Source organism: Microcoleus sp. Pol12B3 (genome assembly GCF_036701355.1).
Lineage (GTDB): Bacteria > Cyanobacteriota > Cyanobacteriia > Cyanobacteriales > Microcoleaceae > Microcoleus.
Genome location: NZ_JAUBQS010000011.1, coordinates 132,732 through 145,058 on the forward strand (window position 1 = coordinate 132,732; position 12,327 = coordinate 145,058).

At 47.1% G+C, this 12,327-nt stretch carries 9 protein-coding genes; 4 read left to right on the forward strand and 5 right to left on the reverse strand.

Translation table 11 applies throughout. The features are described from left to right. Window positions 1-304: 304 nt before the first annotated feature. Window positions 305-1,372 carry an FAD-dependent oxidoreductase gene (locus QUA53_RS08385; RefSeq protein WP_333096256.1) on the reverse strand — a complete coding sequence of 356 codons (1,068 nt, stop codon included), beginning with the start codon at window positions 1,370-1,372 and terminating at the stop codon, window positions 305-307. 265 nt (window positions 1,373-1,637) lie between these two features. Between QUA53_RS08385 and QUA53_RS08390 the strand changes: the two genes are divergently transcribed. Together QUA53_RS08390 and QUA53_RS08395 are read left to right on the forward strand one after the other, a co-directional pair. Then, the gene (locus QUA53_RS08390; protein WP_333096257.1) at window positions 1,638-2,483 is read left to right on the forward strand and encodes a YaaW family protein; all 846 of its coding nucleotides are present in this window, start codon (window positions 1,638-1,640) and stop codon (window positions 2,481-2,483) included. A 43-nt stretch (window positions 2,484-2,526) separates the two neighbouring features. Next, entirely contained in the window at window positions 2,527-4,026 is a 1,500-nt protein-coding gene (locus tag QUA53_RS08395) for an O-antigen ligase family protein (protein WP_333096259.1), read from the forward strand. A 279-nt stretch (window positions 4,027-4,305) separates the two neighbouring features. On the opposite strand, the gene glmS is transcribed toward QUA53_RS08395, so the two are convergent. The 4 genes from glmS to QUA53_RS08415 all read right to left on the reverse strand — a co-directional run bounded on the left by glmS (window position 4,306) and on the right by QUA53_RS08415 (window position 9,970). After that, entirely contained in the window at window positions 4,306-6,228 is a 1,923-nt protein-coding gene (glmS, locus tag QUA53_RS08400) for a glutamine--fructose-6-phosphate transaminase (isomerizing) (RefSeq protein ID WP_333096261.1), read from the reverse strand. A 159-nt stretch (window positions 6,229-6,387) separates the two neighbouring features. Then, window positions 6,388-6,633: a photosystem I iron-sulfur center protein PsaC gene (psaC, locus tag QUA53_RS08405; protein WP_015175986.1), complete on the reverse strand. Its 246-nt coding sequence runs from the start codon at window positions 6,631-6,633 to the stop codon at window positions 6,388-6,390. Window positions 6,634-7,231: 598 nt separating this feature from the next. Next, window positions 7,232-8,461, reverse strand: coding sequence for a chloride channel protein (locus QUA53_RS08410; RefSeq protein ID WP_333096263.1), 1,230 nt, complete (start codon window positions 8,459-8,461; stop codon window positions 7,232-7,234). 603 nt (window positions 8,462-9,064) lie between these two features. After that, window positions 9,065-9,970, reverse strand: coding sequence for a CoB--CoM heterodisulfide reductase iron-sulfur subunit B family protein (locus QUA53_RS08415; protein WP_333096265.1), 906 nt, complete (start codon window positions 9,968-9,970; stop codon window positions 9,065-9,067). Window positions 9,971-10,353: 383 nt separating this feature from the next. On the opposite strand from QUA53_RS08415, the gene acpP reads away from it, so the two are divergent. Both acpP and fabF read left to right on the forward strand, forming a co-directional pair. Beyond that, window positions 10,354-10,608: an acyl carrier protein gene (gene acpP, locus QUA53_RS08420; RefSeq protein ID WP_333071912.1), complete on the forward strand. Its 255-nt coding sequence runs from the start codon at window positions 10,354-10,356 to the stop codon at window positions 10,606-10,608. Window positions 10,609-10,705: 97 nt separating this feature from the next. After that, a complete protein-coding gene (gene fabF / locus QUA53_RS08425; RefSeq protein ID WP_333096267.1) occupies window positions 10,706-11,959 on the forward strand; it encodes a beta-ketoacyl-ACP synthase II in 1,254 nt (417 codons plus the stop codon). Window positions 11,960-12,327 lie beyond the last annotated feature (368 nt).

Below are 12,327 nucleotides of genomic sequence, written 5' to 3' on the forward strand. Positions count from 1 at the left end.
TAGCCGAACGAAGAAGGAAGAAGTAGCAACCGCGCCCGATTCCAGGCGACCTTCTTAACTACTGAAACCATTGCTCTAATTGCATTTCCCTTCTTCCTTCTTCCGACGGACATCGGACTGACATCCGTTACATCCGAAGAAAGCGAATCCGTTGCCGAACTTCCTTATTCCTTCTTCCTAACATCCGTTATTCATGCCGGACGGTATTATCAGGTTCGAGGGCAAGGTGATTTTCTTGGCTAAACCCAGACGGGATGGCAATCATAGCGTTAGAGGAAAAATCGATACGTTAACTGTAGCCGTATTACCAATTTAGGCGGAAATCTAAGGGCAAATTGTGCAACTGAGAATTCACCCAAATAGCCGCCGCCAAGCCCGATCGCAAAGCACCTTCTATTTGACCTTCCCCGCACAAATCCCCCGCACAAACCAGCGGCAAATTCCCCCCAGCAGGCAAACAAGAAACAGGCAAAGGATTTCGACAAAAAGCATAGCGCCAGCGGTGAACCTGCAACCATTCTGGCTCTTTGAACCAAGGGATTAAATATTCAGAATATCTCGAAAGCAATTCCTGACCGACAGTTTGTAAATCAGCAGCTTCTAAAGAGCGTTCGGCAAAATTTGCGCTGCTGTGAACCACAAACACCGGCGGCTGCGGATCGAGCCGTTTGCTGCTGTCCCAGCCAATCCAAGCTAAATCAGCATTATCGGGAAACGAAACAGATTTCCACTGCGGATTTAGATTATTTAAATCGTGCTGTTTTGCCACAGGATAGCCAGCCATCACCGTAATACAAGGGTCGTACTCTACGGAACGCAATTTGTCAATAAAATTAGGAGAAAAACCCATTTCAGAATTCAAAAATATTAAAGCTTGAGGAGCAGGAATTGCCACAACCACAGCCTTAGCAATCAATTCTTGAGGGAACTCTAAATTTCTGTCAGTGACTTCTAGGGAAAGATGCCACATTTGGTTATCTGTAGTAGAAATAGCTTGTACGCGACGGCCAAACCAAATTTCTACACCCTCCGCCAGATACTTACCGATTGCATTCATACCCGCAGGTGGGACATAACATGAACTAGCAATAGCAGAAAGTTTCCCCTGTCTGAATTCCCAGACAGTATCAGTCCAGAGTTTGAGGAGATCCCGATCGACCAAAACCTCAATTAACCCCTGCACCGCATCCCCCTGCGGTTCCAGATACCGCGCCCCGTGATCGGCCCTAGTACCCTGTACGCGGCGGGTAGCAACACGTCCCCCCGCGCCGCGAGATTTCTCAACGACCGCCACAGAATAACCAGCTTGACGCAACCGTTGAGCGCAACTAAGTCCCGCCATACCCGCACCAATCACCGCAACATCGAACATAATCAATCAGTCAGCCTTGTGAATCTAAACATCAGCTTAAAGGCTGCGAGCTGAATTTGTAGCTTACCGACGACTCAAAAGAGCCGTAGCTTCCGGGGCCCGACGCCATCGCCCTGCACCAAGTAGTAGAATAAAGGACAGCACGAATCCACGATTAAGACCCGATCGATAAATGCCACTGTAGGTAAATCCTAAATCCTAATGGTTGTCAACCAGCAGCAATCTAAAATCTAAAATCTAAAATCGAATAGGGGAGGGCAAAATTTTGGACGAACTCAGAGCAGCACTCGAATTGACAACAGAAGAAGAATTGCAGCAACTAACAGAACTTCTGTTCAGCCGCAAGTTTAACCCTTTAGATTACGTGCAAACCCCCGCACCGATAGATGTACAAAGTCGCGATCGCCAAGCATGGCTCGACGCCGTAGAACAGCGGTTTCGCTATCTTGCAGCCGACGGGTTGACGGTACTCAGAGGGCGAACCCAACAAGTAACTTACAGACAAGCACTAATTCAAGTTTGTCGCTATCTCAAAATCCCTTATCCCAGACAGTTGTCAACCACTGACTTAGAGGCAGAAGTATTTCTGCACTTAATGGGCCGCGCGTGGAAGCGTTTACCTGCAGATGAACAGCAAGCGCTGACAGTGCGCGTACAGCGAGCGATCGTTGATTCTAAACTCTCAGAACCCCTGCCAATTTCTGCTGAAAAAGACCCGCTGGGTTTACTGTTCAAAGGCGGCAGCGCTTTAGCTGTTAGTTCCATCTTAAGACCAATGCTGCTCAAACTAATGGCCAATCAATTTGCCCTGCATTTTGCCACCTATCAAATGGCAAAACAAGGAGTGCTTGCAGGCACTGCAACTGCAGCAACCCAGTTTCAAAATTATGTGGCAATTCAGACGGCGCGGCGCGGTATGGCGGTGAGTGCAGCTCGTTACGGTGCGACGCGGAGCGTATTTTCGTTGGTCGGCCCGGTGATGTGGACTTGGTTTTTAGCGGATTTGGGTTGGCGATCGATTTCCACGAACTACGGCCGCATTATCCCGACCATTTTTGCCTTAGCTCAAATACGCTTGACGCGATCGGAATGCGTTTGGGAACTAGCTTAACGATGGTAAATTGTAGATTTTAGATTTGAGATTGGGAGTGTGGGTGAATATCAAAAATCGGTTGAAATTAGCTGCCAAACTGACAGCCGAAAATCTCAAGTCTCGCCTCCAAAAACATCCAGATCCCCGCCTGCAAATCCCTTGGAATTTCGCCCAAGTGGGGATGCTGATTTTTCCCTTAATTCCAATTTTGGGAGCTTTAGGTTTATTCCTGGGATTGGCCAGCACTTGCAAGCAAAAGTTCCGTCAAATTAGTCGCAGCCCGTTGAATCGAGGATTCGCAATTCTGAGCGCGTTGCTAGTCATCACAGCCGTTTTTGCCCACAACCGCATTGAGGCTTTTATAGGGTTGTACAATTTCTTGCCATTCTTTATATTGTTTGCTGCTTTCAGCAGTTTAATTCAAACTTTGCCTCAATTGCGGCAATTGTCTTGGATGATTGTAATTAGTTCAATTCCAGTGATAATTTTAGGCTTGGGACAGCAATTTTTAGGCTGGAGTGGCATAGATCAATTGCAGCCTGTTTTTGGCTGGGTACTCGCACCCCAAGGCAATCCCCCCGGCCGTATGGCTTCTGTATTTATGTACGCTAATATTTTAGCTTGCTATCTGACAATTGCTTTTATTTTAGCACTGGGACTGTGGATGGAAGAAGTCAGTTGTCAGTTGTCAGTTGGCAGTTGTCAGTTGGCAGTTGTCAGTCGTGACGACTTACCAATTCTCAATTCCCAATTCCCAATTCCCAATTCCCAATTCTTATTTTTAAGTTGTGCAGCGATCGGAAATGCTGTTGCTTTGATTTTTACTAATTCTCGCAATGCTTGGGGAATGGCAGTTTTGGCAGTTTTGGCTTTTGCATTTTATGCGGGCTATAAAAAATTATTAGCTACAGTTTTGAGTGTGGCTAGCACAATTTTTTTGTCTGCCTTTGGTCCGGAACCACTGCGGCAATCTTTACGAAAAATTGTTCCGGCTTTCTTTTGGGCTAGACTCACCGACGAGATGTTTCCAAATCGACCAACAGCTACTTTGAGAAAAACTCAGTGGGAATTTGCTTTGTCGATGACTCAGCAGCGTCCTTGGACTGGTTGGGGGTTGCGAAATTTTACGCCTCTCTATCAAGCTCAGATGAAAGAATGGCTCGGTCATCCTCACAGTTTGATACTGATGTTGACTGCGGAAACTGGAATACCCGCAACCCTTTTTTTGTTTGGTTTAGTTGGTTGGGTTTTGGCTAGGGGTGTTTTTATGCTGGCGAATTGGCCACTGTTTTCTGCGGATATCAAACATGAGCAAATAGCAACACAGGAAGTAGCGGAAAATGCTTTAGGGTTTACTCAAAAACTTATAACTAACAGCAAACGTCAGAGGGTTTGTCAAGATGTAAGAGCGGCAGATCGCCTAATTTTTTTCAGTTATTTATTAGCCTTCGTCGCCTGTACGCTATTTAACACTGTAGACGTGACGCTGTTTGATTTCCGACTCAATACTACAAGCTGGTTGCTGTTAGCCGCAATTTGCGGAGTCAGCCAGAGGGAATAGGTGATCGCGCATTGGAGGCAGAGTCTGGAAGGTTATTGATAACAAATAACAAATAACCCATAACAACTGCTAACAGTCAACAGTCAACAGTCAACTGCCAACTACCTGTGTATGAAAAATAAAGTTGTACACCGAAAACGCTTGAAAGTATTACTGTGCCGTACAAGAATTTTCCGCTAAAGTTGTACACTAGAACTCAGAAACGTTGTACGGAAAGGTTTTCAAGGTAGTGTACAACTTTATTCTCAGAACACACTGCCAACTGCCAACAGAAGTCTTTTATTCTACCGTCACCGACTTCGCCAAATTTCGTGGCTGATCCACATCCAAACCCCGACGGGCTGCAATGTGATAGGCCAACAATTGCAGCGGAATCACTGTCACAATCGGCGACAACAATTCATCCACCAAAGGCACCGGCAAAACGTGGTCAAAAATATCGGCTTCCGCCATACCTTGTTTCGGCGTGACACCAATTAAACGGGCGTCGCGGGCCTTCGCTTCTTGAGCGTTGGAAAGCACTTTTTCGTAGACGCTTCCTGGCATGGCGATCGCCACTACAGGCACTTTCGCATCCAAAAGGGCGATCGGGCCGTGTTTCATCTCTCCCGCCGGATATCCTTCGGCGTGAATGTAGCTAATTTCCTTCAGTTTCAGCGCCCCTTCCAAAGCAATCGGAAAGTTAATTCCCCGCCCCAAAAAGATAAAATCTTGGGTGTCTGTAAACTGGTGGGACAATTCCTCCACATACTGTTCTTGAATCTCCAAAAACTTCTCAATTTCCGCTGGCAATTGGCGCAAACCCGCAATAATTTCTGCCAATCTATCCGTGCTGATTGTTTGCCGCTGGTGCGCCAAATCCAAAGCTAAGAAATAGAATGCCATCAACTGAGTCACAAAAGTTTTAGTCGCAGCAACGCCGACTTCTATACCAGCGTGGGTGTTGATTACCTGCGGCATCATGTGGGCGATCGAACTTTCGGTTCTGTTAGTAATGCCTAACATTCTCGCCCGAAATTTATCGGTAAAACCTGCGCGGCGCTGCTGTTCCATCCCCAAAGCAGCCAGTGTGTCCGCCGTTTCTCCCGACTGTGTTACCCCAATAGTTAGAGTATTTGCTGTCAGCGGTGCCGGTGCGTAGCGGTACTCAGAAGCGTACTGCACCGCAGTGGGAATATTAGCTAATTGTTCCAACAAATATTTGCCAATTAGCGAGGCGTGCCAGCTCGTTCCGCAGGCGAGAATCGAAATTTGTTCGACATCGGCGCAAAGTTCCTTGGGCAAGTTGAGATTGATGGGAGAGCGCGGATTTCCCGGCTGCCAATCGCTGTCTAAATAAGCCTCCAAACAAGCTCGGACTACGGCGGGCTGTTCGTAAATCTCCTTGTGCATGAAGTGTTTGAAGCCTTGCTTTTCGACTAAAACCGGACTCCAACCAAGGATGCGCGGGCTTTTTTTCAGCCTTTCTCCTGCAAAGCTGTAAACTTCGACTCCCATCGGAGTTAGTCTTGCCAATTCACCATTTTCCAACGACAAAACAGTGCGGGTGTGAGAGACTAAGGCCGGCGTGTCGGAAGCGCAGAAAAATTCGCCAGCACCAAAACCAATCACCAAAGGAGCTTGCTGTCTGGCGACAATTATTTCGTCGGGAAAATCGGCGCAAATAACGGCGATCGCAAAGGCTCCTTCTAACCGATTTACCACCTTTGCAACGACTTCTAAAAACGACAAATCAGCAATTTTTTCGGGCTTTTTCTCTTTTCTTTCTTCCTTCTCCCTTTTTACTTCTGCAAATAACTCAGCTATTAAGTGAGGAATCACTTCTGTATCGGTATCGGAGACAAATTTATGTCCCTTTGCTTTCAATTCTTTCCGCAAATCGCGATAATTTTCGACAATTCCATTTTGAACTACCGCAATTCGCCCGCTATTATCCAGGTGAGGGTGAGCGTTATATTCCTCTGGTTTGCCGTGAGTTGCCCAGCGGGTGTGTCCGATGCCAATGGGAGCCGGAGATTCTATCTCTGCTAGCTTTTCCCGGAGGTTGTGCAATTTGCCCTTGGCTCGGATGCAGGTAATTTCTCCTTCCGAGATGGTAGCGAGGCCCGCTGAATCGTAGCCCCGGTATTCTAGTTTCTCCAATCCTGCTAGCAAAATCTCGCTTGCTGCTTGCGTGCCGATATAGCCAACGATTCCGCACATTTAACGTACTACTCCTGCTTAGCGATCGCAATAAAACTCACGTTTTATCATTTTTACCTTCTTCCGGCCCCAGAATGCAGATTCCGCGACAAAAAAGAGGGGGCGATTAAATTGCCCCCTCTCTTGTGCCTGTAATTCGATCGGCGTGTCGATCGATATTTAGTAGGCTAGACCCATACTGCGAGTGGTTTCTGCTCCCAGGTAAACCCGGATGCTCAGAAAATCGGTGGGGCAAGCAGTTTCGCACCGCTTGCAGCCTACACAGTCTTCGGTGCGGGGAGATGAGGCAATCTGAGCTGCTTTGCAGCCATCCCAGGGCACCATCTCCAAAACGTCAGTCGGACAAGCGCGGACGCATTGAGTGCAGCCGATGCAAGTATCGTAAATTTTGACTGAATGAGACATTGAATAAAGGCTCCCAACGAGTCACTAAAAATTTGCTGCCTCTGCGAATTAACAGATTTGACGGCGAGGTGCCACCGCTATAGCCTGCACAGAGAATTAAAGGTTAGTCTACCGCAGTGCCTGGAAGCACTTCGCGAAAAAGCGACAAAACTTCACAGTTATTCACGGTGGGACTGTTATAGAAGCCTTTTGGGATCTCTATCATTCGCCAACCGTTTGAGCATCAGCCTCATGAAATACAAATTGAGTTTCGCAGTGGCATTGGTGAGAGCGGGCTCAAAGTTCTTGACCAAACTGCGATGATCTTATCCGGGTGATACCCCTTGCCCTTGCAGAATGGTAATCTTCGGAATATTGACGGGCCCGAGTGTAAAAATCATCGAGGTTGTGACTCAACATTTCAATCAAGCCACAGTCATCGTACACACTGGCTTTTGTGTAATGGATCAAAAACAGCAGGCTGACTGGTATCAACGGCTAGATGTTGTGTGATGCCATTGGTGCATTTGTAATGGCAGAAGCCTTTAGACTCGGCACTGGCAAAATGCACGTATTTTTCGCCACTACACGGAGCTATTAGAGGAATTATAGCCTTTGGTTAATCCACTTTACGCTGTGAGCTAATGAAGGGAGATCGGGGAGCCAAGAAGAAACCCACGAGACTAGCAAAGAGAATCGGTGTAAAAGTGCTAAATCCTGTCAATTTGGCGAGTAGCAGAGTTGTACTAATTGGAGTTCGAGTAACTGTTGAATTCAGAGCAGCCATTACACAAATCATTGCCAAAGTCTCGTTGGATGCGGGATTAATGATAGCGATTGCTTTTCCTAAACAGGCTCCTATAAAAAACAGTGGGATGATAATCCCCCCGCGCCAGCCTCCATTTACGGTCGTACTAATGGCAAACACTTTAGCAATAACTAAAGTTAAGACAAATCCCAAAGAAAAGTTTCCCTCAACAATTTTTTCAATTTGATGTTCACCAAAGAAACGAGTGAGCGGAAATAAAGCTGATAAAACACCAAGTCCTAGCCCAGCTAAAGTAGTACGCACATAGATTGGACTGGGTATCGAATCAAACAAGCGACCTACACTGCGAAATACAGCGATAAAAAGCCACCCCATGAGCGCACCTACAATTCCATAAGCAATCGCTGCGCCAAAGTCATAAAGGCTGTCCACATTGTATTGAGGAAAATGCCAGGTAGGACCAATTCCTAGCTGGGTAATTGCTACAAAGATGGTGTAACTTGTACAACTTGCCACGACCGCAGGCAATATTGCTTCAAAATACTCCACCACATTCTGATGATGCAGGATTTCTAAAGCAAAAAAAGTACCACCCAATGGAGCGCCGAACAAAACTGTAAAACCAGATGCCATGCCAGCAATACTCAAAGTTCGTAGTGCCTCTCCACGCAATTGAAAGCGATCGGCTAACCACGTACCAATTGAACCTGTGACTTGCACCATTGGTGCTTCTGGACCAGCACTGCCTCCACTTGCAATACTGATTAGCGACGACAGAATCATCGAAGGATTCTCGTTCATTGGTAATCGCCCACCATTGAGATGAATATTGTCAATAATCAACCCTATTTCGCCAGGATTTCCCAGCCAATGAATGAGCAAACCGATGAGCAAACCCGCAAGCGGCATGATGATTAGTAGAGAATGTCCACTAAAATATTCAAATCCCACCATCATGTAAGACAAAAATATCCAATAACTTGCAGCAAACAAACCACAAATGATTCCTAGCATTGCCCATAGGAATACCGAACGTGTGAGATTTACTGGGTTTCGTTTCATTGCTGATTCCTTATCCATAATTAGGCAGTTAGGAACTCTTAAAAAACTATTTTGTGTAATTGTATACAACTTCTGTTTCTGTTGTCTGCATATTAACCTACCAACCACCACACTTGCTGTGGAGTGGAGATCGGGGCTATCGAATGCGAAGAGAGCGATCGCAGTCTAACAAGGGCTGGCAACGGAACTGAGGCATAGGTGATCAGTGGTGTAGCTACCGTGCAACGCCGTCCGCTGAAGCCCTCACCCTTAGACCGCTTCATCTCTTGGTGGCGTCAATAGCTTAAAGAACCCATTTGGGATCTTTGATGACGAGCTAAGATCAGAAATAAATAACATTGTCGAGCAACTTAACCGACAAAGAGTGATAACTCCGCAGCGCCATTCCTGCCCCACAAGAAGAAGACTAGACCACCTCTGGGGACAAAACGACAAATTGTGGACGGTATCTTCTATCAACTCAAGAGTGGATGAGCGCGCTCGAGCTTCCCGCTAGCATTCGGGTATAATTCCGAGCTAACGGGATTGGATATTAGAAAGAACCAAAATCCTTACTACAAAACGGGATTGGATATTAGAAAGGACTAAATTCCTTACTACAAAGCGGCGCAAATCGATCGACTAAAAGCCTAATTTTTCTAACACGGGCTTAGTTGACACAATATGTCGATCGAGTCCTAGTTTTTTCGGCTCCACACCCAAAGCTAAAGCCACCAATTGCGACAAATGCAACACGGGCAAACCCAACTTGCGCCCGATTACTTTTTCCACCTCCGGCTGTCGCGAATCCAAATTCAAGTGACACAGAGGACAAGGCGTCACCATACAATCCGCACCATTGTCAATAGCATCTTGAATATGTTTGCCTGCCATCCCAAAAGATTGGTCAGTGGCATAACTCGCCAACGGCCAGCCGCAGCACTGCGTCCGCCCTCGATAGTAAACCGGAGTTGCCCCGATCGCCCGAAATACATTTTCCATCGATTCCGGTTGGTGCGGGTCATCGTAAAGCAGCTTATCCTGAGCTCGCAGGAGGTAGCATCCGTAAAAAGACGCGCACTTCAAACCCGAAAGCTGGCGGGTGACTCGCTTCTGCACCTCGTCCAGCCCGTAATCGGCAACGATCGCCCACAACAGATGTTTCACCTCGGTACTGCCTTGATAAGGCGAACAGCCTTGTTTTTTGAGTAAACCGTTGACTTTTTCTATGTAGTTGGGATCGGTTTTTTGGCAATCCTTGAGGCGATCGTCCACATGACCGATTACTCCTTGACAAGTGCTGCAATGCGTGAGCAAAGGCAAATTCAGTTCCTCAGCCAAAGCGATATTGCGGGCATTGACAGTATCTTCGAGCAACTGCGAATCTTCCTTGAAAGTACCAGAACCGCAGCAGGAAGCTTTCTTTAGTTCCACCAGTTCAATCCCCAACGCTTGAGTTAGCGCCATTGTAGACAAGTAAAGTTCGCGGGCCGCCCCTTGGGCAACGCAACCGGGAAAGTAAGCATATCTGAGAGTTTGGGATGGCATAGTCGTTTCTGCTGGGGACACAAGGTTCGGGAAAAGAAACTTGAGCGATCGAAGGCGGGAGGCTTCCTGCTTAGTTTTCCCTCTTTATAATTAACCTATCCCCGCCTAGCTAGGAGCCAATTGTCAGCTTTTCTCAAGCATTTTGAGTTGATGACTGACGCACCATTGACCAACAATCCGGTTCATCAACGTTATCAGGTGGCTAAACGAGATGATTGATTTTGGGCTATTGGGTTTTTTTGCCTTACTCCTATAGTTGCTGCGATCGTCGGTGTGCCAATTGTCGCTGGCCCGTGTCACTTAGAAAAGCGGCCAGCGTTTCTCCTGCAGATCCCCCTTTCGGATAAGATTAGATACGCAGCAACCAATGAGGACACGATGTTATGAGCCAAGACGACATTTTTGCTAGAGTCAAGAAAATTGTGGCAGAGCAACTGGAAGTCGATCCGAGCGAAGTCAAGCCAGAAGCCAACTTTGCTAACGATTTAGGAGCAGATTCCTTAGATACTGTAGAGCTGGTCATGGCCTTGGAAGAAGAGTTTGATATTGAAATTCCCGACGAAGCAGCCGAAGGAATTACTACGGTTCAAGCTTCTGTAGATTTCATCAGCAGCCAACTTGCAGCTCCAAAAGCATAAAATACCTGTCTTTTCCCCTAAGAGGAGAGAAGTTAGAAAACTGGAAACTCCTCTTTTGTTCTGCGTTCTGGGTGTTTAATTTTTTGAAACTGAAATCATGACAAATTTAGAGCGTAAGCGCGTTGTTATCACGGGTCTCGGCGCGATTACACCGATCGGCAATACCTTGTCCGAATATTGGGACGGGTTGCTTGCCGGGAAGAATGGTATAGGCCCGATCACCTTATTCGACCCGTCGCGGCACGACTGCCGCTTTGCCGCAGAGGTGAAGGGTTTCGACCCACACGACTATTTAGAGCGCAAGGAAGCAAAGCGGATGGATCGCTTTGCTCAATTTGGGGTGTCAGCGAGTAAACAAGCTGTTGCTGATGCGAAGTTTGAGATTAACGACCTGAACGCAGAACAGGTGGGTGTCATTCTTGGCACTGGCATTGGTGGCCTGAAGGTTTTGGAAGACCAGCAAGAGATTTATCTGAATCGCGGCCCCGATCGATGCAGCCCGTTTATGATTCCCATGATGATTGCGAATATGGCCGCAGGTCTGACGGCGATTCAAACGGGTGCTAAGGGACCAAACTCTTGCACGGTGACGGCCTGCGCTGCCGGGTCAAATGCGGTGGGTGACGCGTTTCGCCTAGTTCAGGGGGGTTACGCGCAAGCCATGATTTGCGGCGGTACCGAAGCTGCGGTGACACCTTTGTGCGTAGCCGGTTTTGCTGCGGCGAGGGCGCTTTCGACTCGCAACGATGACCCGACTCATGCTTGCCGTCCGTTCGATCGCGATCGTGATGGTTTTGTCGTCGGCGAAGGTGCTGGCATTCTGATTCTAGAAGAAATGGAACACGCTCTGGCGCGTGGCGCGAAGATTTACGCAGAAATCGTCGGCTACGGTTTAACTTGCGATGCGTACCACATGACTTCTCCGGTACCGGGGGGAGAAGGTGCGTCGCGGGCGATGGCTTTAGCGCTCAAGGATGGGGGTTTGACGCCGGATCAAGTGAGCTATATCAACGCTCACGGCACGAGTACGCTTCCCAACGATTCTACTGAAACAAAAGCGATTAAGCGGACTTTGGGAGACCACGCTTACAAAGTAGCTATTAGTTCTACCAAGTCGATGACCGGCCACCTTTTGGGCGGTTCTGGGGGAATTGAGGCGGTGGCAACGGTAATGTCGATCGCCAATGACAAAATCCCGCCGACAATTAATCTGGAAAATCCCGATCCTGAGTGCGATTTGGACTATGTTCCTCATACAAGCCGCGATCTCAAAGTTGATGTGGCGCTGTCGAATTCTTTTGGATTTGGCGGCCACAACGTGACTCTGGCTTTCAAGAAGTTTGTTCAGTAACAGGCAATTTGAAAGTCGAGAGTTAAAAAGGTGAAAAATTAGTTTTTCACCTTTTAATTTTAGATTGAGCCATCGGCTATTAACTAAGGGACATCCAAGAAATAAACTCTTCCAGTCCCAGGGTAAACGCATCTTAATTTCAACCTAAAACATGATAAGATGGATTATTTAGGTAAATCAAGTGCGTAATTCATAGGTGCGAGCGATGGCGAAAGGGTTTACTTCGACTTTAACTTCTCAACAAAAAACAATAGGTGTATCGAATCCGACAGACTTATTGAACATTAGTTTTTTAAACCATTTTGAGAACTTGACCGATCCAAGAATAGAAAGAAGTAAAGAGCATTTACTAATAGATATTGTAGCCA

What these genes read in the sequence shown, in the direction of transcription:
- QUA53_RS08385 (WP_333096256.1), bottom strand. Translation starts at nt 1,372, where the DNA reads ATGTTCGATGTTGCGGTGATTGGTGCGGGTATGGCGGGACTTAGTTGC.
- glmS (WP_333096261.1), bottom strand. Translation starts at nt 6,228, where the DNA reads ATGTGCGGAATCGTTGGCTATATCGGCACGCAAGCAGCAAGCGAGATT.
- psaC (WP_015175986.1), bottom strand. Translation starts at nt 6,633, where the DNA reads ATGTCTCATTCAGTCAAAATTTACGATACTTGCATCGGCTGCACTCAA.
- QUA53_RS08410 (WP_333096263.1), bottom strand. Translation starts at nt 8,461, where the DNA reads ATGGATAAGGAATCAGCAATGAAACGAAACCCAGTAAATCTCACACGT.
- QUA53_RS08415 (WP_333096265.1), bottom strand. Translation starts at nt 9,970, where the DNA reads ATGCCATCCCAAACTCTCAGATATGCTTACTTTCCCGGTTGCGTTGCC.
- acpP (WP_333071912.1), top strand. Translation starts at nt 10,354, where the DNA reads ATGAGCCAAGACGACATTTTTGCTAGAGTCAAGAAAATTGTGGCAGAG.
- fabF (WP_333096267.1), top strand. Translation starts at nt 10,706, where the DNA reads ATGACAAATTTAGAGCGTAAGCGCGTTGTTATCACGGGTCTCGGCGCG.